This is a genomic window from Pseudomonas sp. 57B-090624 (genome assembly GCF_003234055.1).
Taxonomy (GTDB): Bacteria; Pseudomonadota; Gammaproteobacteria; order Pseudomonadales; family Pseudomonadaceae; genus Metapseudomonas; species Metapseudomonas tohonis.
Window position 1 is genome coordinate 14739 of record NZ_QKRU01000046.1, and the last position, 18235, is coordinate 32973.

At 67.9% G+C, this 18235-nt stretch carries 18 protein-coding genes; 12 read left to right on the forward strand and 6 right to left on the reverse strand.

Annotation, left to right across the window (positions count from 1 at the left end):
* Positions 1-53 precede the first annotated feature (53 nt).
* Positions 54-884 (forward strand): undecaprenyl-diphosphate phosphatase, encoded by an 831-nt coding sequence (locus DMX10_RS20815; protein WP_043246471.1) that lies wholly within the window; start codon positions 54-56, stop codon positions 882-884.
* 94 nt (positions 885-978) lie between these two features.
* Positions 979-1953 (forward strand): alpha/beta fold hydrolase, encoded by a 975-nt coding sequence (locus DMX10_RS20820; protein ID WP_111262850.1) that lies wholly within the window; start codon positions 979-981, stop codon positions 1951-1953.
* A gap of 147 nt (positions 1954-2100) precedes the next feature.
* On the opposite strand, the gene acnA is transcribed toward DMX10_RS20820, so the two are convergent.
* On the reverse strand, positions 2101-4842 hold the full coding sequence (gene acnA / locus DMX10_RS20825) for an aconitate hydratase AcnA (RefSeq protein ID WP_111262851.1): 2742 nt from the start codon (positions 4840-4842) through the stop codon (positions 2101-2103).
* Positions 4843-5057: 215 nt separating this feature from the next.
* Here acnA and rlmM point away from each other — a divergent pair, with 215 nt between their 5' ends.
* Positions 5058-6113, forward strand: coding sequence for a 23S rRNA (cytidine(2498)-2'-O)-methyltransferase RlmM (gene rlmM / locus DMX10_RS20830; protein ID WP_111262852.1), 1056 nt, complete (start codon positions 5058-5060; stop codon positions 6111-6113).
* A gap of 89 nt (positions 6114-6202) precedes the next feature.
* Positions 6203-6442 carry a sulfurtransferase TusA gene (tusA, locus tag DMX10_RS20835; RefSeq protein ID WP_021216828.1) on the forward strand — a complete coding sequence of 80 codons (240 nt, stop codon included), beginning with the start codon at positions 6203-6205 and terminating at the stop codon, positions 6440-6442.
* Positions 6443-6605: 163 nt separating this feature from the next.
* On the opposite strand, the gene DMX10_RS20840 is transcribed toward tusA, so the two are convergent.
* Positions 6606-8018, reverse strand: coding sequence for an MATE family efflux transporter (locus DMX10_RS20840; RefSeq protein ID WP_111262853.1), 1413 nt, complete (start codon positions 8016-8018; stop codon positions 6606-6608).
* A 264-nt stretch (positions 8019-8282) separates the two neighbouring features.
* Between DMX10_RS20840 and pdxB the strand changes: the two genes are divergently transcribed.
* Complete coding sequence (pdxB, locus tag DMX10_RS20845) at positions 8283-9425, forward strand: 4-phosphoerythronate dehydrogenase PdxB (RefSeq protein WP_111262854.1); 1143 nt, start codon at positions 8283-8285, stop codon at positions 9423-9425.
* A 70-nt stretch (positions 9426-9495) separates the two neighbouring features.
* Here the strand turns inward: pdxB and DMX10_RS32990 are convergent, their stop codons facing one another.
* Positions 9496-9672 carry a PA1571 family protein gene (locus DMX10_RS32990; RefSeq protein ID WP_178082991.1) on the reverse strand — a complete coding sequence of 59 codons (177 nt, stop codon included), beginning with the start codon at positions 9670-9672 and terminating at the stop codon, positions 9496-9498.
* Between the two features lie 194 nt (positions 9673-9866).
* On the opposite strand from DMX10_RS32990, the gene DMX10_RS20850 reads away from it, so the two are divergent.
* From DMX10_RS20850 to DMX10_RS20875, 6 genes are all read left to right on the forward strand, one after another.
* A complete protein-coding gene (locus tag DMX10_RS20850; RefSeq protein ID WP_111262855.1) occupies positions 9867-11006 on the forward strand; it encodes an ATP-NAD kinase family protein in 1140 nt (379 codons plus the stop codon).
* Positions 11007-11298: 292 nt separating this feature from the next.
* Positions 11299-11697, forward strand: a complete 399-nt coding sequence (locus DMX10_RS20855; RefSeq protein WP_111262856.1) for a GFA family protein — start codon at positions 11299-11301, stop codon at positions 11695-11697.
* 2 nt (positions 11698-11699) lie between these two features.
* On the forward strand, positions 11700-12278 hold the full coding sequence (locus DMX10_RS20860; protein ID WP_111262857.1) for a DUF1287 domain-containing protein: 579 nt from the start codon (positions 11700-11702) through the stop codon (positions 12276-12278).
* 50 nt (positions 12279-12328) lie between these two features.
* Positions 12329-12769 carry a thiol-disulfide oxidoreductase DCC family protein gene (locus DMX10_RS20865; RefSeq protein WP_111262858.1) on the forward strand — a complete coding sequence of 147 codons (441 nt, stop codon included), beginning with the start codon at positions 12329-12331 and terminating at the stop codon, positions 12767-12769.
* A 72-nt stretch (positions 12770-12841) separates the two neighbouring features.
* On the forward strand, positions 12842-14614 hold the full coding sequence (locus DMX10_RS20870) for an ABC transporter transmembrane domain-containing protein (RefSeq protein WP_111262859.1): 1773 nt from the start codon (positions 12842-12844) through the stop codon (positions 14612-14614).
* A gap of 22 nt (positions 14615-14636) precedes the next feature.
* Positions 14637-15746 carry a saccharopine dehydrogenase family protein gene (locus tag DMX10_RS20875; protein WP_236208703.1) on the forward strand — a complete coding sequence of 370 codons (1110 nt, stop codon included), beginning with the start codon at positions 14637-14639 and terminating at the stop codon, positions 15744-15746.
* A gap of 138 nt (positions 15747-15884) precedes the next feature.
* Here DMX10_RS20875 and DMX10_RS20880 read toward each other — a convergent pair whose 3' ends face one another.
* Together DMX10_RS20880 and DMX10_RS20885 are read right to left on the reverse strand one after the other, a co-directional pair.
* Entirely contained in the window at positions 15885-16166 is a 282-nt protein-coding gene (locus tag DMX10_RS20880) for a pyrimidine/purine nucleoside phosphorylase (protein WP_111262861.1), read from the reverse strand.
* 88 nt (positions 16167-16254) lie between these two features.
* Positions 16255-16803 (reverse strand): exonuclease domain-containing protein, encoded by a 549-nt coding sequence (locus tag DMX10_RS20885; RefSeq protein ID WP_111262862.1) that lies wholly within the window; start codon positions 16801-16803, stop codon positions 16255-16257.
* 120 nt (positions 16804-16923) lie between these two features.
* On the opposite strand from DMX10_RS20885, the gene DMX10_RS20890 reads away from it, so the two are divergent.
* The gene (locus DMX10_RS20890) at positions 16924-17796 is read left to right on the forward strand and encodes an NAD(P)-dependent oxidoreductase (protein WP_111262863.1); all 873 of its coding nucleotides are present in this window, start codon (positions 16924-16926) and stop codon (positions 17794-17796) included.
* A gap of 48 nt (positions 17797-17844) precedes the next feature.
* On the opposite strand, the gene DMX10_RS20895 is transcribed toward DMX10_RS20890, so the two are convergent.
* Positions 17845-18186, reverse strand: a complete 342-nt coding sequence (locus DMX10_RS20895; protein WP_043247147.1) for a DMT family protein — start codon at positions 18184-18186, stop codon at positions 17845-17847.
* Between the last annotated feature and the right edge of the window lie 49 nt (positions 18187-18235).

Below are 18235 nucleotides of genomic sequence, written 5' to 3' on the forward strand. Positions count from 1 at the left end.
CACCACACACCTTTTCGAGCAGGCCGCCATCGGGCGAGCCTTGGGGAGAACCAATGGATTTTTGGACGGCCTTCCAGGCCTTGATTCTGGGCGTAGTCGAAGGCATCACGGAGTTCCTGCCGATCTCCAGCACCGGCCACCAGATCATCGTCGCGGACCTGATCGGCTTCGGTGGTGAGCGCTTCCAGGCGTTCAACATCATCATCCAGCTCGGCGCCATCCTCGCCGTGGTCTGGGAATACCGGCGCAAGATCTTCGACGTGGTGGTGGGCCTGCCTCGCGAGCGCAGCGCCCAGCGCTTCACCGGCAACCTGCTGGTGGCCTTCTTCCCGGCGGTGATCCTGGGCGTGGCCTTCGCCGACCTGATCCACCACTACCTGTTCAACCCCATCACCGTGGCCACGGCGCTGGTCATCGGCGGGGTGATCATGCTCTGGGCCGAGCGTCGCGATCACCTGATCCAGGCCGAGACGGTGGACGACATGAACTGGAAGCAGGCCCTCAAGGTGGGCTTCGCCCAGTGCCTGGCGCTGGTGCCCGGCACCTCGCGCTCCGGCGCCACCATCATCGGCGGGCTGCTGTTCGGCTTGTCGCGCAAGGCGGCCACCGAGTTCTCCTTCTTCCTCGCCATGCCCACCATGGTCGGCGCGGCGGTGTACTCGGGCTACAAGTACCGCCACCTGTTCCAGCCCTCCGACCTGCCGGTGTTCGCCCTGGGCTTCGTGGTCTCCTTCATCTTCGCGATGATCGCCGTGCGCGCGCTCCTCAAGTTCATCGGCAACCACAGCTACGCGGCCTTCGCCTGGTACCGCATCGGCTTCGGCCTGCTGATCCTTGCCACCTGGCAGTTCGGGCTGATCGACTGGGCCACCGCCCAGGGTTGATGAGTCCCGGGCATTCGCGACATCGATAAAGGCACGCCCCCGGGCGTGCCTTTGTCATAGTGGGCGCCTGCACCGCAACGATTGAGGAAAGCCCATGAGCGCGCTCGAACATCGCCTGCTGGAGGTCAACGGCATCCGCCTGGGGCTGTATTGCGCGGGCCCCGAGGATGGGCGGCCACTCTGGCTGCTGCATGGGTTCCCCGAGTGTTGGCATTCCTGGCGCAACCAGATCGAGCCGCTGCTGGCCGCCGGCTACCGCGTGCTGGTACCGGAGATGCGCGGCTACGGCGGCAGCAGTGCCCCGAGCGATCCCGCCGCTTATGACCTGATCACCCTCTGCGGCGATATCCAGGCCGCCATGGACGCCCTCGGCCAGCATGAGGCCTGCGTCATCGGGCACGACTGGGGCGCTCCGGTGGCCTGGCACCTGGCACTGCTGGAGCCGCTGCGGGTCAAGGCGGTGGTCGGCATGGCGGTGCCTTTCGGCGGTCGCCCGAAGCAACCGGCGACCGAGGCGATGCGTCAGCACTTCGCCGGGCGCTTCAACTACATCCTCTATTTCCAGACGCCGGGCGTCGCCGAGCGCGAGCTGGATGCCGACATCCCGCGCACCCTGCGGATGATGATGCACAACAGCTCCGCCGCCGTGCCCCGGGACTTCTTCCTCCAGGACAAGCCCGCCGGCGCGACGCTGTTCGACGGCATGCAGGACCCCGGCCAGCTGCCGGCCTGGTGCGACGAGGCGGCCTTCGCCGAGTACCTGCAGACCTTCGAGGGGCGCGGCTTCCACGGTGCGCTCAACTGGTACCGCAACTTCGAGCGCAGCTGGCAGCGCACCGAGCCGCTGCAGGGCAGGCAGGTGTTGCAGCCGGCCCTGTTCCTCATCGGCGACAAGGACCCGGTCGGCACCCTGGAGGCCCACAGCATCAAGGTCATGCCGCGCAGCGTGCCCGGCCTGGAACAGCACGTGATCGCCGAGTGCGGGCACTGGCTGCAGAACGAAAAGCCGCGCGAGGTGAACGCCCATCTGCTGGGCTTCCTGGCGCGGCACTATCCGAACGGCACATGATCTTCAGCCAGTAGCCCGGGCTCCAGCCCGGGGTTGGCATTCCCGGACTGAAGTCCGGGCTACGGTCCCGAAGTCGTGCAGAAATGGGGAGGCTGGAGGGGCGAATTCATTCGCCCGCTTCTGCTTCGCCCCTACAGGCCTCCCGGGTCAGCTGGCCAGCAACTGGCGCAGCACGTAGTGGAGGATGCCGCCGGCCTTGAAGTACTCGACCTCGTTGAGGGTGTCGATACGGCACAGCACCTCGACCTTCTCCGTTGTGCCGTCTTCGCGGGTGATCTCCAGGGTCAGCGGTATATGCGGGCGCAGCTTGACGCCACTGAGGCCCTTGATGCTGATGGTCTCCTTACCGGTCAGGCCCAGGCTCTTGCGGTCGGTACCCTCCTTGAACTGCAGCGGCAGCACGCCCATGCCCACCAGGTTGGAGCGGTGGATGCGCTCGAAGCTCTCGGCGATCACCGCCTTGACCCCCAGCAGGTTGGTGCCCTTGGCCGCCCAGTCGCGGGAGGAGCCGGTGCCGTATTCCTTGCCGGCGAAGATCACCAGCGGCGTGCCTTCGGCCTGGTAGCGCATGGCGGCGTCATAGATGGCCAGCTTCTCGCCGCTGGGCACATGCAGGGTGTTGCCACCTTCCTCGCCGCCGAGCATCTCGTTGCGGATGCGGATGTTGGCGAAGGTGCCGCGCATCATCACCTCGTGGTTGCCACGCCGCGAGCCGTAGGAGTTGAAGTCGGCCGGCTCCACGCCGTTTTCCCGCAGGTAGCGCCCGGCGGGGCTGTCGGCCTTGATGTTGCCGGCAGGGGAGATGTGGTCGGTGGTCACCGAATCCCCCAGCAAGGCGAGGACCCGGGCCTTTTGCACGTCTTCCACCTTGGGGGGCGCACCGGCGATATCGGCGAAGAAGGGCGGGTGCTGGATGTAGGTGGAGTCGGCCTGCCAGGCATAGGTGTCCGATTCGGGCACCTGGATGGCGCGCCATTTCTCGTCGCCGGCGAAGACCTCGGCGTATTCCTTGCGGAACATGGCGGTGTCCACCTTGGCGATGGCGTCGGCGATCTCCTTCTGGCTCGGCCAGATGTCCTTCAGGTACACAGGCTTGCCGTCCTTGCCTTCGCCCAGCGGTTCGCGGCTGATGTCCAGGCGCACGCTGCCAGCCAGGGCATAGGCCACCACCAGCGGCGGGGAGGCCAGCCAGTTGGTTTTCACCAGCGGGTGCACGCGGCCTTCGAAGTTGCGATTGCCGGAGAGCACCGAGGCCACGGTCAGGTCGCCCTGCTGGATGGCCTTCTCGATGGGCTCCAGCAGCGGGCCGGAGTTGCCGATGCAGGTGGTGCAGCCGTAACCCACCAGGTCGAAGCCCAGCTCATCGAGGTACTTAGTCAGCCCGGCGGCGGCGAAGTACTCGGTCACCACCTTGGAGCCGGGCGCCAGGGAACTCTTCACCCAGGGCTTGCGCGTCAGGCCCTTTTCCACGGCCTTCTTCGCCACCAGGCCGGCGGCCATCATCACGCTGGGGTTGGAGGTGTTGGTGCAGGAGGTGATGGCGGCGATCACCACGGCGCCGTCGCTCAGGCGGTGGGTGCGGCCCTCGTATTCGTAGTCCATCACGCCGCTCTGCACGCTGCCGCCCACGGCGGTGCCTCCGCCGCCCTCGCTGAGCAGGCGGCCGTCCTCCTTGGCGCTGGGCTTGAGTTGCAGGGCGATGAGGTCGTCGAAGGTGCTGGCCACCTGGGTCAGCGGCACCCGGTCCTGCGGGCGCTTGGGCCCGGCCAGGCTGGCTTCCACCGTGCCCATGTCCAGGGACAGGTTGTCGGTGAACGCCGGTTCGTCACCGGCGTTGCGCCATAGGCCCTGGGCCTTGCAGTAGGCCTCCACCAGCTTGACCGTGGATTCCGGGCGGCCGGAGAGGCGCAGGTAGCCCAGGGTGATCTCGTCCACCGGGAAGAAGCCGCAGGTGGCGCCGTATTCCGGGGCCATGTTGGCGATGGTGGCGCGGTCGGCCAGGGGCAGGTCGGCGAGGCCGTCGCCGTAGAACTCGACGAATTTCCCCACCACGCCCTTCTTGCGCAGCATCTGGGTGACGGTGAGCACCAGGTCGGTGGCGGTGATGCCTTCCTTGAGCTTGCCGCTGAGCTTGAAGCCGATCACCTCGGGGATCAGCATCGACACCGGCTGGCCGAGCATCGCCGCTTCCGCCTCGATGCCGCCCACGCCCCAGCCGAGCACGCCGAGGCCGTTGATCATGGTGGTGTGGGAGTCGGTGCCCACCAGGGTGTCGGGGAAGGCGTAGGTCCTGCCGTCCTCGTCGCGGGTCCAGACGGTGCGGCCCAGGTACTCGAGGTTGACCTGGTGGCAGATGCCGGTGCCCGGCGGCACCACGCTGAAGTTGTCGAAGGCGTTCTGGCCCCAGCGCAGGAAGGCGTAGCGCTCGCCGTTGCGCTCCATCTCGATCTCGACGTTCTGCTCGAAGGCCTCGGGGCTGGCGAAGCGGTCCACCATCACCGAGTGGTCGATCACCAGGTCCACCGGCGAGAGCGGGTTGATCTTCTGTGGGTCGCCGCCGGCCTTCGCCACGGCATCACGCATGGCGGCCAGGTCGACCACGGCGGGCACGCCGGTGAAGTCCTGCATCAATACCCGCGCCGGGCGGTACTGGATCTCGCGCTCGGAGCTGCGGGTCTTCTGCCAGGCCACCAGGGCTTCGAGGTCCTCGCGGCCGACGGTCTCGTTGTCCTCCCAGCGCAGCAGGTTCTCCAGCAGCACTTTCAGGGACAGGGGCAGTTTGTCGAGGCTGCCGAGGCGCTTGGCGGCCTCTGGCAGGCTGAAGTAGTGATAGGTCTTGCCGTCCACCTCGAGGGTGCGGCGGCTGTTCAGGCTATCCAGGGAAGGCATGCGACATCTCCTTTTGGCCCACACGGCATGGGCCGATACAGGGGGCGGAACCTTGGAAAGCTAGCTCTGCTTGGCAGGTTCCGCCATGTTCTGGACTCACGTTCCGCCAGCATGGTTCCTCTTGTCGCATCACTGCGGGCGTAGGAATTTTCCATCGGTTAGTGTGTGAAATCGGGCGCTTCGGCTCTATAGTGCGCGGCCAAGGAGACACCCCGATGAATAGCCTGTTCCTGCACTGCCGCCCCGGTTTCGAGGGCGAAGTGTGCGCCGAGATATCCGACCTGGCCGCCCGACTGGACGTGCCCGGCTACGCCAAGGGCAAGGCCAACAGTGCCTGTGCCGAGTTCATCTGCCAGGATGCCGACGGCGCCGAGCGGCTGATGCGCGGCCAGCGTTTCGCGCGCCTGATCTTCCCGCGCCAGTGGGCCCGTGGCGGCTTCCTGGCCCTGCCGGAGACCGATCGCATCAGCGTGCTGCTGGCGCACCTGGCCGACTACCCGGTGTGCGGCAGCCTGTGGCTGGAGGTGCTGGACACCAACGAAGGCAAGGAGCTGTCGAATTTCTGCAAGAAGTTCGAGGCGCCCCTGCGCAAGGCGCTGGAGAAGGCCGGGCGCCTGGTGGATGACCCGGGCAAGCCGCGTTTGCTGCTGACCTTCCGCAGTGGCCGCGAGGTGTTCGCCGGCCTCGCCGAGGCGGACAACTCCGCGCTCTGGCCCATGGGCATCCCGCGCCTGAAGTTCCCCCGCGAGGCGCCGAGCCGCTCCACGCTGAAGCTTGAGGAGGCCTGGCACACCTTCATCCCCCGCGAGCAGTGGGAAACACGGCTCTCCGAGGACATGACCGGCGTCGACCTCGGCGCATCCCCCGGTGGCTGGACCTACCAGCTGGTGCGTCGCGGCATGCTGGTCACCGCCATCGACAACGGCCCCATGGCCGAAAGCCTGATGGAGACGGGGCTCGTGCAGCACCTGATGGTCGACGGCTTCACCTTCAAGCCGAAGCAGCCGGTGGACTGGATGGTCTGCGACATCGTCGAGAAGCCGGCGCGCAACGCCGCGCTGCTGGAGACCTGGATAGGCGAGGGGCTGTGCCGCGAGGCGGTGGTCAACCTCAAGCTGCCGATGAAGCAGCGCTACGCCGAGGTGCAGCGCCTGCTGCAGCGCCTGGAAGACAGCTTCCGCGAGCGCAGGATCAAGGTGTCCATCGCCTGCAAGCAGCTCTATCACGACCGCGAGGAAGTGACCTGCCACCTGCGTCGCCTGGACCGCTGAGGCCCCACGCCCAGCCGCGCCGGGCATCGGCCGGGCTGGGCGTGCCCGGCGCTTTACGCCACAATGGCGACCTGTTCCTGGAGTACCCCATGTCCGATCAGCCTGATGCCATTCTCGATGCCACCGGCCTCAATTGCCCTGAGCCGGTGATGATGTTGCACAACAAGGTGCGCGACCTGCCGTCTGGCGGTCTGCTCAAGGTCATCGCCACCGACCCGTCGACCCGGCGGGATATTCCCAAGTTCTGCATGTTCCTCGGCCACGAGCTGGTGGAGCAGGGCGAAGAGGCCGGTACCTACCTGTACTGGATCCGCAAGAAAGCCGAATGAGGCCCGCCCCGGATGCGAAGAAGCCCGCCTGATGCGGGCTTCTTGCTGTCTGGAGGCATGTCGGTGCGGTGGTCGGGTGGAGCCCCGCCTGCGCGGGTATGACGAGGCCCCTGGGCGCGCGACCGTCCCCGTCACCCTCGCGAACGCGGGGGGCCGCTGGACCTCAGGCCGGCTCCGCCACGCCCAGCCGCTCGCCCATGCGGATGCGCGAGCGTGCGCTACGGGCGACGCGGAACGACAGCATCACCGCCGCCACCGTGAGGCCGACGATCAGCCCCTGCCACAGGCCACGCGGGCCGGTGGGTTCGCCCAGCCAGTCGGTGAGCCCCAGCAAATAGCCGACGGGCAGGCCGATGCCCCAGTAGGAGAACAGTGTCAGCACCATGGTCACCCGGGTGTCCTGGTAGCCGCGCAGGGCGCCGGCGGCGGTGACCTGGATGGCATCGGAGAACTGGAACAGCGCGGCGAACACGATCAGCGACGCGGCCACTGCGATCACCTGCGCATCCGGCGTATAGATGGCGGCGATCTGTTCGCGCAACAGCAGCATCAGGCTGGCCGAGAGGCAGGCGTAGGTCAGTGCCACGGCCATGCCCAGGCCGGCGGAGAAGCGCGCGTCACGCGGTGTGCCGCGGCCCAGGGAGTGGCCGACACGTACGGTCACGGCCATCGCCAGGGAGTAGGGGATCATGAACACCAGCGAACTGAAGTTCAGCGCGATCTGGTGCCCGGCCACCACATTGGCGCCGAGGCCGCCGATGAGCAGGGCGATCACCGCGAAGATGCTCGACTCGGCGAAGATCGCGATGCCGATGGGCAGGCCCACGCTCAGCAGGCGGCGGATCACCGCCCAGCTCGGCCTCTCGAAGTGATTGAACAGGCCGCTCGGCTTGTAGACCTTGGCGATGTTCACCCAGGCCAGCATGCCGAAGAACATCAACCACATGACGGTGCCGCTGGCCCAGCCACAGCCGACGCCGCCCATGGCCGGGAAGCCCAGGTGGCCGTAGATCAGCACGTAGTTCAGGGGAATGTTCAGCAGCAGTCCGCAGATGCCCAGCACCATGCTCGGGCGGGTTCGACCGAGGCCGTCGCTGCAGCAGCGCAGCACCTGGTAGAGGGCCACTGCCGGCAGGCCGAAGGCGATGCCGTGGAGGTAGCCCATGCTCGGGATCACCAGGTCTTCTTCCACCCCCATCAACTGCAGCACGGGCTCGGCGCACAGCAGCAGGCCGGCGCCGGCGATGCCGACCACCACGGCCAGCCACAGTGCCTGGCGCACCAGCGGGCCGATCTCGGCGTCCTGGCCGGCCCCATGGCGCTGGGCGACTTTCGCGGTGGTGGCCAGGAGGGTGCCGGTCATCAACAGGAACACCGGCACCCATATGGAGTTGCCCAGGGCCACGGCGGCCAGGTCACGCGGGCTGACGCGGCCTGCCATCACGGCGTCGACGAATCCCATGGCCGAGTGGGAGAGCTGGGCGATCATGATCGGCAGGGCGAGGGTGAATAGGGCACGCAATTCGCGACGGGTACGGTCGAGGCGAGTCTGGATTGTCACGGGGGGTCTTTCCATGGCTGTGAAGCGTTCACCGGTACGGCGGTGGCGTCCGTATTGCTTGTGGCCCACGGGGTGGGCATGCCTGGCTGCGATGGGCTCGCAACGGGCGCTGGCCTGGCCGTGGCAGGGGGAATGCCGGCGATAGAGGGCAGCGGAGGCGAAAGACCGCGTAGTTTACGCCTTGACGATGCAGTCAGGAAAGAGGGGCGATGCGTGCCTGCGAGGCGACGCCGGGTGGGTGGATTCCGTAGAATGACCGCCTTGCCCCCGGAGAGCGCCATGCGAATCCTTGCTGACGAAAACATCCCCCTGGTCGACGCCTTCTTCGGCGGTTTCGGCTCCATCCGCCGCCTGCCGGGCCGGGCCATCGACCGTGCCGCCCTGGACGACGCCGAGGTGCTGCTGGTGCGCTCGGTGACCCGTGTCGACCGCGCCCTGCTGGAAGGCAGCGCGGTGCGCTTCGTCGGCACCTGCACCATCGGCACCGATCACCTGGATCTGGACTGGTTCGCCGAAGCCGGCATCGCCTGGTCCAGCGCGCCGGGCTGCAATGCCCGGGGCGTGGTGGATTTCGTGCTGGGCAGCCTGCTGACCTTGGCCGAGGACGAAGGCGTCTCGCCGACGACCCGTACCTACGGCGTGGTCGGTGCCGGCCAGGTGGGCGGACGCCTGGTGGAGGTGCTGCGCGGCCTGGGCTGGCGGGTGCTGGTCTGCGACCCGCCGCGCCAGTTGGCCGAAGGCGGAGACTACGTCGACCTGGCGACCCTGCTGGAGCAGTGCGATGCCATCAGCCTGCACACTCCGCTGGACAAAGGCGGTGCCCATCCCACCCACCATCTGCTGGGTGCCGCTGAACTGGCGCGGCTCAAGCCCGGCTGCTGGCTGATCAATGCCAGCCGGGGCGCGGTGGTGGACAACCTGGCATTGCGCGATGTGCTGCGTAGCCGGCCGGACCTGCGCGCGGTACTGGACGTCTGGGAAGGCGAGCCCGAGGTAGACCCTGAGCTGGCCGCACTCTGCCGCATCGCCACGCCGCACATCGCCGGCTACAGCCTGGACGGCAAGCTGCGCGGCACCGCGCAGATCTACCAGGCGTTCTGCCGTGCCCATGGAATCGAGGAAAGCGTGCATCTGGATGCGTTGCTGCCCGCGCCCTGGCTGCCTGAATTGACCCTGGACGCCAGTGCCGACCCGGTCTGGGCCCTGGCCATGCTGTGCCGCGCGGTGTACGACCCGCGCCGTGACGACGCCGACTTCCGCCGCAGCCTGGTGGGCGATGCCGCACAGCGCCGCCTGGCCTTCGACGCCCTGCGCAAGCACTACCCGGTGCGCCGGGAAATCGACGGCCTGCGGGTGCGGCTTCAGGGCGAGGCGCCGCAACTGGCGCAGTGGGTGAGGGCGCTGGGCGCCGAGCTGGCCTGATCGCCGGCCAGGACGCCGGAATGAAAAGGCCCGGGCAGGTGCCCGGGCCTTCGGAGTGGAGCGAAGCGGGTCAGGCCTGTTTGCGGGCGCTGACCGACTGCTTGTCCAGTTCCTTGCAGGCATGCTGGATCATGCCTTCGGTGATCGGAATCTCGCGACCTTGCGCGTCGATGATCGCGCCGCCAACGGGCTGCTGCGGTTGAAGTGGAACGACCCGGCGGGTGGAAGTGCTGTTCTGCAAGCTCATGGCCTGTCTCCTCATCAGGTGGTGCGCGCAGTCTAGGTCCCATAGATGAACGCGCAGTGACAGTCAGGCGCCAGTATTACGCCGTAAAGCAATGGGACCGGAGGGTATCTGCAGCGATTGTGCCAATCGCGCTGGCCGTCCGGTCCCACAGGTTGACCCGCAGCGCGGGCCGAGAGTTCAGCGAAGAGGTTGGCATGTCGATATTCCGTATGGGCCTGATCATCAATCCCCTGGCCGGGTTGGGCGGCACGGCTGCACTCAAGGGCAGTGATGGTGTCGCCGCCGAGGCCCTGGCGCGTGGCGCCCTGCCTCGCGCCGAGGAGCGCACGCGCCTGGCGCTGGAGTCCCTGCTGCCCCTGGCGGAGCGTCTCGAATTCCTCACCTTCCCCGGTGCCATGGGCGCTGACCTTCTGGCGCGCATGGGTTTCCGTCATCGCCTGGTCGGAGCCCTGGAGGGGGCCACCAGCAGCGCTGCCGACACCCGCCATGCGGTGATGGCGCTGCAGGAGGCGGGGGTGTCGCTGATCCTCTTCGCCGGGGGCGACGGCACGGCCCGGGATGTCAGCGCCGTGGCCCGCGAAGGCCAGCCGGTGCTGGGCATCCCGGCGGGGGTGAAGATTCATTCCGGGGTCTATGCCATCAGCCCGCGCGCCGCCGGGGAGCTGGCGCGACGCCTGGTCGAAGGCGGGCTGGTACGCCTGGCCAGTGGCGAGGTGCGCGACCTCGACGAGGCCGCCCTGCGCGATGGCAAGGTGGCGGCACGCTGGTACGGCGAGCTGACGGTGCCGGTGGAGGGCCACTTCATGCAGCACGTGAAGCAGGCGGGCATGGAGTCCGAAGAACTGGTGCTGGTCGAACTCGCCGATTGGCTGGCGGACAGCTGGGAGGCGGACGTGCGCTATGTCTTCGGTCCCGGCTCGACCCTGCATGGCCTGGCGGGCAACCTCGGCCTGGAGACCACCCTGCTGGGCGTGGACGTGATCGAGAACGGCCAGGTGATCGCCCGTGACGTTACCGAAGCCCAGCTGTTCGCACTCGTGGATGGCCATCCGGCCTTCCTCCTGGTCACCGCCATCGGCGGCCAGGGCCACATCATCGGTCGCGGCAACCAGCAGATCAGCCCGCGTGTGCTGCGCGCCATCGGCCTCGAACGCCTGCGGGTGGTGGCCACCAAGCGCAAGCTCGGCACCCTCGAAGGCCGGCCCCTGCTGGTGGACAGCGGCGATCCGCAGCTGGACGACGCCTTCCCCGATGCGGTGCGCGTCTGGGCGGGCTACAAGGAAGAGCTGCTGTACCCGCTGGGCTGGGCCGGCGAAGTCGATACCGAGGCCTGACCGGCAGATGACTACAGCGCGCTGGGAACCGACCTAGAGCGCAAGCGGCGGGCGCCCCTGGTATTGCCCCGGACCGATCCTTAAGGTTGGCCGGGCCTGCCGATCCGATGCTTCCGCCCCCGGCGCATTCTCCTCAGGGCTTATGGTTGGGGCGTCTGGGGTGGAGTCCCGGATCGGCAGGCTCCTTTGCACAGCTGCATACCCTTGGCCCGATGGCTCACACCATCGGGCATTTTCCGTTGCCTTCCGCTCCGCTACTCTTGCCGCTGCACACCTGTCCGAGGAGGGAAACATGGTCCAGGGTGGTTGCCTGTGCGGCGGAGTCCGCTTCGAGATCGAGGGTGAGCTGGCGCCGATCCAGATCTGTCACTGCAGCCAGTGCCGCAAGGCGCAGGGCACGCCCTTCGTCACCAATATCCCGGTGGACGAGACGCGCTTCCGCCTGCTCGCCGGAGCGCAGCTGCTGCGCGCCTTCAGCTCCTCACCGGGCAAGCAGCGGGTGTTCTGCGAGCAGTGTGGCTCGCCCCTCTACAGCCAGAGCGAGAAGGCACCCGGCGTACTGCGCATCCGCGCCGGCCTGCTGGAAGGCGAGCTGGCCACGCGCCCCGCGAACCATGCCTACGTGGCTTCCAGGGCCAATTGGTGGGACATCGACGATGCCCTGCCGCAATTCCCGCAAGGGCGGGGTTGATCATGTTCAAGCGACTGTTCTGCCTGTACCTGCTGCTGGCCAGCCTGGGGGCCGAGGCGGCGGTGGATGCCGGGCGCCTGGTGGATTCGGCGCGTGCGCAGGTCGGCGTGACCCTCAGCTACGACCCGGTCTACCGGCGCATCGCCTACCCCGGTGGCGACGTACCGCTGGCCACCGGGGTGTGCACCGATGTGGTGATCCGCGCATTGCGCGAGCAGGGCCTGGACCTGCAGAAACTGGTGCACGAGGACATGCGCAGCCACTTCTCCGCCTACCCGCGCAACTGGGGCCTGAAGCGCCCCGACCCGAACATCGACCATCGCCGCGTGCCCAACCTGATGACCTGGTTCAAGCGCCAGGGCATGGCGCTGACGCCCAGCGACCAGGCCGCCAGCTACCGCCCCGGCGACATCGTCACCTGGGACCTGGGGCGCGGCCTGCAGCACATCGGCATCCTGTCCGATCGCACCAGTGCCGAGGGCGCGCCGCTGGCGCTGCACAACATCGGGCGGGGTACCCAGGAGGAGGACATCCTCTTCCGCTACCGGATCATCGGGCACTACCGCATCGCAGAACGTTGATTCGGCGCCTGTTAGTATCTGCACCCTCCTTTCCTGAGCGGGAGCGCGTGATGAGCGCTGATTCCTTTCCCCCCCACATCCGGCCCGGCGAGCGGGTGGTGCTCTTCGATGGCGTGTGCAGGCTGTGCAACGGCTGGGCGCGCTTCCTGATCCGCCATGACCGCGAACACCTGTTCAGGCTGGCCTCGGTGCAGTCCCCCGAAGGCCAGGCGATCCTGCGCTGGTACGGCATGCCCACCGACCACTTCGACACCATGGCCTACATCGAGGGTCGCGATCTGTTCGTGCGTTCCGACGCGGTGCTGCGCATCGCCCGCCAGTTGCCCTGGCCCTGGCGCCTGGCCACGGTGTCGCGCGTGGTGCCGGCGTTCCTGCGCGACTGGCTCTACGACCGCATCGCGCTGAACCGCTACCGGCTGTTCGGTCGCCACGAGGTCTGCCTGTTGCCGGACCCCGACCACGAGCGACGCTTTCTCCACGCGGACCACTAAGCGGTTCCGTGCCGCTGGCGCCGCGCCGGGAAAAACCACAGAGTGGCGCCTCCTTCCCAACGAGTCCTCGCAATGGGTCTGCTTTCCTCTCGCCAGCGCAACGCCCTGCGCATGGCCGCGCGCTTCGTCGCCCCCTATCGCTGGCGGGTGGTCGGTGCGCTGCTGGCATTGCTGTTCACCGCCGCCATCACGCTGTCGATGGGGCAGGGCATCCGCCTGCTGGTCGACCAGGGGCTGGCGACCCAGTCGCCGGAAGCGCTGAACCATTCGATCCTGCTGTTCTTCGTCCTGGTGGTGGCCCTGGCGCTGGGTACCTTCAGCCGCTTCTACCTGGTGTCCTGGGTGGGCGAGCGCTTCGTCGCCGATATCCGCAAGCGGGTGTTCAACCACCTGATCGAGCTGCACCCCGGCTTCTTCGAAACCAACCGCGCCTCGGAGATCCAGTCGCGCCTGACCGCCGACACCACGCTGCTGCAATCGGTGATCGGCTCCTCGCTGTCCCTGGCGCTGCGCAACGGCATCATGCTGATCGGCGGCATCGCCCTGTTGTTCGTCACCAACCCCAAGCTGACCGGCATCGTGGTCGTCGCGCTGCCGCTGGTGGTGGCGCCGATCCTCATTTTCGGCCGCCGCGTGCGCAACCTCTCGCGGCAGAGCCAGGACCGCATCGCCGATGTCGGCAGCTACGTCGGCGAGACCCTGGGGCAGATCAAGACCGTACAGGCCTACAACCACCAGGCCCAGGACCGCGAGCGCTTCGGCCACACCGTGGAAGGCGCCTTCGACACCGCGCGCAAGCGCATCGCCCAGCGCGCCTGGCTGATCACCGTGGTCATCGTGCTGGTGCTCGGCGCGGTGGGGGTGATGCTCTGGGTCGGGGGCATGGACGTGATCGCCGGGCGCATATCCGGGGGTGACCTGGCGGCTTTCGTGTTCTACAGCCTGATCGTCGGTTCCGCCTTCGGTGCCATCAGCGAGGTGATCGGCGAGCTGCAGAGTGCTGCCGGTGCCGCCGAGCGCATCGCCGAACTCTTGCAGACCCGCAGCACCATCAAGGCACCCGAGAGCGACCTGCTGCGCCTGCCCGAACGGGTCGAGGGCGAGCTGGAGTTGCGTGGCCTGCGGTTCGCCTACCCGACGCGGCCGCAGAGCCTGGCCATCGACGGCATCGACCTGCGCGTGCGCCCTGGCGAGACCCTGGCGCTCGTCGGCCCCTCGGGAGCCGGCAAGTCCACGCTCTTCGACCTGCTGCTGCGTTTCTTCGACCCCACCGAGGGCGAAGTGCGGGTGGACGGCCTGCCGATCCAGCGCCTGGACCCGGCCGACCTGCGCCGTTGCTTCGCCCTGGTGTCGCAGAGCCCGGTGCTGTTCTTCGGCAGCGTCGAGGACAACATCCGCTATGGCCGGCCCACTGCCAGCCAGGCCGAAGTCGAGGCTGCGGCACGGGCGGCCCACGCCCACGAATTCATCCAGCGCATGCCCCAGGGCTACCAGACGCACCTGGGCGACGGCGGCATCGGCCTTTCCGGTGGCCAGCGACAGCGCCTGGCCATTGCCCGCGCATTGCTGGTGGATGCCCCGATCCTGCTCCTCGATGAAGCCACCAGCGCGCTGGACGCCGAGAGCGAGCACCTGATCCAGCAGGCCCTGCCCGAGGTGATGAGCGGGCGCACCACCCTGGTGATCGCCCACCGCCTGGCCACGGTGCAGAGTGCCGATCGCATCGCGGTCATCGACCAGGGCCGACTGGTCGCCATCGGCCGCCACCAGGAGCTGGTGCTGAGCAGCCCGCTCTACGCGCGCCTGGCAGAGTTGCAGTTTTCCACGACGAGAGAAACGGCCTGAGCGGCCTCACAGGGAGCCCGTGGTGAAGGATGGATTGAGGGTGCTGGTGCTGGGCGGCTACGGCAATTTCGGCCGGTTGATCGTGCGGCGCCTGCGCAGTATCGAAGGCCTCGGCGTGATCGCCGCCGGGCGTGACCTGGCCAAGGCCCGGGCGCTGGCGGAGGAGACCGGTTGCGAGGCGGCACGCCTGGATATCGACCAGGCCGGGTTGGCCCAGGCCTTCGTCGAGCTGGGGGCCCAGGTGGTGGTGTCCACCGTCGGGCCCTTCCAGGGGCAGGACTACCGGGTCGCCGAGGCGGCGCTGGAAGCGGGCTGCCATTACATCGACCTGGCCGATGCGCGGGCCTTCGTCTGCGGCATCGACCGGCTGGACGCCGCTGCCCGCGAGCGTGGCCTGCTGGTCTGTGCTGGCGCCAGCTCGGTTCCGGGCCTGAGCGCGGCCGTGGTGGACGAGTTGCTGCCGCGCTTCAGCCGGCTGGACAGCATCGAACACGGCATCAGTTCCTCGGAGAAGACGCCGGGGCTGTCGACGCTCGAAGCGGTGCTCGGCTACTGCGGCCGGCCGGTGCGGGTCTGGCAGGACGGCGCCTGGGGCTCGCTCCACGGCTGGCAGGGCCTGCGCCGGCATGCCTTCCGCGCGCCGATGGGGCCACGCTGGGTAGGCGTTTGCGATATTCCCGACCTCGAGCTCTTCCCCGTGCGCTACCCGGGCGTGCGCGACGTCAGCTTCCGCGCTGGCGTCGGCCTGCGCCTCACCCAGTTCGGCACCTGGGCGCTGTCCTGGCTGGTGCGCGGCGGGCTGGTGCGCAACGCCGTCGGCCTGGCGTCGCTGCTGCGCCGGGGGGCGGTGCTGGTGGAGCCCCTGGGCGACGGCCTCAGCGGCATGTTCGTGACGCTGCGCGGGCTGGATGGCGAAGGCCGGCCGCTGGTGCTCACCTGGGAACTGGTCGCCCACGACAACGATGGCCCCAACATCCCCTGCATGGCCGCCGTGGCGCTGGTGCGCAAGCTCGCCGCAGGCACCCTGGCGGCGCGCGGCGCGATGCCCTGCATCGGCCTGTTCAGCCGAGCCGAATACCTGGCGGAGCTGGAGGGGATGCGCATCGAGGTGGATATCAGGGAAGGCGAATAGCCTCCCGTAGGATGGCGTAGAGCGCAGCGAAACCCATCATTGCGGAGCCGCTGCGATCACATCCGCCCATGCCCTGCACCGATCCTTTCGCCCATAAAAAAACCGGCCACTCGGGCCGGTTCTTCACCACATCGCGACTCAGCGGTATTCGCAGAGGTACGCGGTGTCCTGGGCGACTTTCAGCTGGAACTTGCTGTCGGCCGGTACGGTGAACTTGCTGCCGGCGGCAAAGGTTTCCCAGCTGTCGCTGCCCGGCAGCTTGACGGTCAGGGCGCCGGCGACGACGTGCATCACTTCCAGTTGGCTGGTGCCGAATTCGTATTCGCCGGGGGCCATCACGCCGATGGTGGCGGGGCCTTCGCTCATGCCGAAGGCGATGGATTTGACGGTGCCGTCGAAGTACTCGTTGACCTTGAACATGGCAGGGATCCTTGAGAGGGGTTGGAAAAGGGCCCGCCAGTATGCCCAAGCCGCTTTGCAGCGTCACTAGGCAATGCGGCGGGGCGTTTCAGGAGGTCGCGGGCAACACCAGGGGCAGCAGGCGCGCGGTGTTGCGTGCATCCTCCAGCGCCCGGTGCTGCTGGCCCTGGAAGCTGAGGCCGGCCAGTTGCAGCGCGGTGTGCAGGCCCACCGGCTGCCTGAGCTGGCGGACGCGGGCGAAGTGCTGCTTGAGGTTGAGGTGGGGAATGGTGGCAAGGCGGCTGACCAACTGCTGCTGGCGCCACTCCTGCTCCAGCTGGCGGCGGTCGTAATCGCCCCAGCTGACCCAGTTGACCAGGCGTGGTTGGTAGTTCTGCAGCCAGCGTTCGAAGGCCGGCCAGACCTGCGCCAGTGGCGCGGCGCCGTCGATGTTGGCCTGGCTGATATGGGTCAGCTGGCGGCAGAAGGCGGTCAGGCAGGGGCGACGCAATGGGCGTACGAAGCGCTGGAAGTGGTCCACCTCGCGACCGTCGGCAGCCACGATCGAGGCGCCGATCTCGATGATTTCCATGTCTTCCAGGGGCCAGCCGCCTTCCTCGGTCGTGGCCTCCAGGTCTATCACCAGCCAGTGCGGCATGGGGCTCTCCTTGGCGCTTGCGGGGTGTTGCGGCAACTTCCGGGCGAGTATGGAGGGGCTTTCGCGGCTCGGCAAACCGCGTGTTAGGCTTCCTGGGACTTGCACAGAGGAGGGTTTGCGATGGCGAAGGTGACCTTTATCGGGCTCGGCGTGATGGGCTTCCACATGGCCGGCCACCTGGCGTGCGAAGGGCACGAGGTACGCGTCTACAACCGCTCGCCGGAGAAGGCCTCGCTCTGGTGCGACGAATTCGGTGGCGACAGTTTCGCCACCCCGCGCGAGGCGGCGCAGGGCTCGGACCTGGTGATGACCTGCGTGGGCAACGACGATGACCTGCGTGCGGTGGTGCTGGGGGAAGACGGCGCCTTCGCCGGCATGCAGCCCGGCAGCGTGCTGGTGGATCACACCACCGCCTCGGCCGATGTGGCCCGGGAGTTGGCCGCCCTGGCGGCCGAGCGTGGGCTGGGCTTTCTCGACGCACCGGTCTCCGGCGGCCAGGCGGGGGCCGAGAGCGGCATGCTGACGGTGATGGTCGGGGGGGAGCGCGAACTCTACGAGCGGGCGGCGCCGGTGATCGACAGCTACGCACGGATGACCCGGCTGATGGGCCCGGTGGGCAGCGGCCAGTTGACCAAGATGGTCAACCAGATCTGTGTCGGCGGGCTGCTCCAGGGGCTTTCCGAGGCCCTGCATTTCGCGCGTCGCTCCGGGCTCGACGCGGCGGCGGCCATGGAGGTGATCGGCAAGGGCGCGGCGCAGTCCTGGCAGCTGGAGCACCGCCACCAGAGCATGCTCGACGGCAAGTTCGACTTCGGCTTCGCCGTGGACCTGATGCGCAAGGACTTCGCCATCGTCTTCGCCGAGGCCCAGCGCAACGGCGCGCAACTGCCGGTCACCGAACTGGTGGACCGCTTCTACGGCGAGATCCAGGCCGAAGGCGGCGGGCGCTGGGATACCTCCAGCCTGATCACCCGCCTCGAACCACCGAAGTGAAGCTGGCGCGGTCGGTCGCCACGGCCGCCGCGCCACGCGTGAATGGCCTCAGGCGCGGAAGATGAAGTACACCGCGCCGAGCAGGCACAGACCGGCCCAGAGGTAATCGAGTTTCAGCGGCTGCTGCATGAAGTAGACGCTGAAGGGCACGAAGACCGCGAGGGTGATCACCTCCTGCATGATCTTCAGCTGGCCCACCGAGAGCGCCGTGTAGCCGATGCGGTTGGCCGGCACCTGCAGCAGGTACTCGAACAGCGCGATCCCCCAGCTGATCAGGGCGGCGATGATCCAGGGCTTGGTGTTCAGGGTCTTGAGATGGCCGTACCAGGCGAACGTCATGAAGACGTTGGACAGGGTGAGCAACAGGGCGGTCTGCAGCCAAACCGGCATGACGGTGACTCCGCGATGTGAGGATGCGCGCCAGACTAAATGGCGGTGC

Bases quoted from the DNA above. Each gene is read 5' to 3' on its own strand.
- rlmM (WP_111262852.1), top strand. From the start codon at position 5,058: ATGAATAGCCTGTTCCTGCACTGCCGCCCCGGTTTCGAGGGCGAAGTG.
- DMX10_RS20860 (WP_111262857.1), top strand. From the start codon at position 11,700: ATGTTCAAGCGACTGTTCTGCCTGTACCTGCTGCTGGCCAGCCTGGGG.
- DMX10_RS20815 (WP_043246471.1), top strand. From the start codon at position 54: ATGGATTTTTGGACGGCCTTCCAGGCCTTGATTCTGGGCGTAGTCGAA.
- DMX10_RS20840 (WP_111262853.1), bottom strand. From the start codon at position 8,018: ATGGAAAGACCCCCCGTGACAATCCAGACTCGCCTCGACCGTACCCGT.
- DMX10_RS20895 (WP_043247147.1), bottom strand. From the start codon at position 18,186: ATGCCGGTTTGGCTGCAGACCGCCCTGTTGCTCACCCTGTCCAACGTC.
- DMX10_RS20855 (WP_111262856.1), top strand. From the start codon at position 11,299: ATGGTCCAGGGTGGTTGCCTGTGCGGCGGAGTCCGCTTCGAGATCGAG.
- tusA (WP_021216828.1), top strand. From the start codon at position 6,203: ATGTCCGATCAGCCTGATGCCATTCTCGATGCCACCGGCCTCAATTGC.
- DMX10_RS20890 (WP_111262863.1), top strand. From the start codon at position 16,924: ATGGCGAAGGTGACCTTTATCGGGCTCGGCGTGATGGGCTTCCACATG.
- DMX10_RS20885 (WP_111262862.1), bottom strand. From the start codon at position 16,803: ATGCCGCACTGGCTGGTGATAGACCTGGAGGCCACGACCGAGGAAGGC.
- DMX10_RS20850 (WP_111262855.1), top strand. From the start codon at position 9,867: ATGTCGATATTCCGTATGGGCCTGATCATCAATCCCCTGGCCGGGTTG.
- DMX10_RS20880 (WP_111262861.1), bottom strand. From the start codon at position 16,166: ATGTTCAAGGTCAACGAGTACTTCGACGGCACCGTCAAATCCATCGCC.
- pdxB (WP_111262854.1), top strand. From the start codon at position 8,283: ATGCGAATCCTTGCTGACGAAAACATCCCCCTGGTCGACGCCTTCTTC.
- DMX10_RS20865 (WP_111262858.1), top strand. From the start codon at position 12,329: ATGAGCGCTGATTCCTTTCCCCCCCACATCCGGCCCGGCGAGCGGGTG.
- DMX10_RS20820 (WP_111262850.1), top strand. From the start codon at position 979: ATGAGCGCGCTCGAACATCGCCTGCTGGAGGTCAACGGCATCCGCCTG.
- DMX10_RS20870 (WP_111262859.1), top strand. From the start codon at position 12,842: ATGGGTCTGCTTTCCTCTCGCCAGCGCAACGCCCTGCGCATGGCCGCG.
- acnA (WP_111262851.1), bottom strand. From the start codon at position 4,842: ATGCCTTCCCTGGATAGCCTGAACAGCCGCCGCACCCTCGAGGTGGAC.
- DMX10_RS32990 (WP_178082991.1), bottom strand. From the start codon at position 9,672: ATGAGCTTGCAGAACAGCACTTCCACCCGCCGGGTCGTTCCACTTCAA.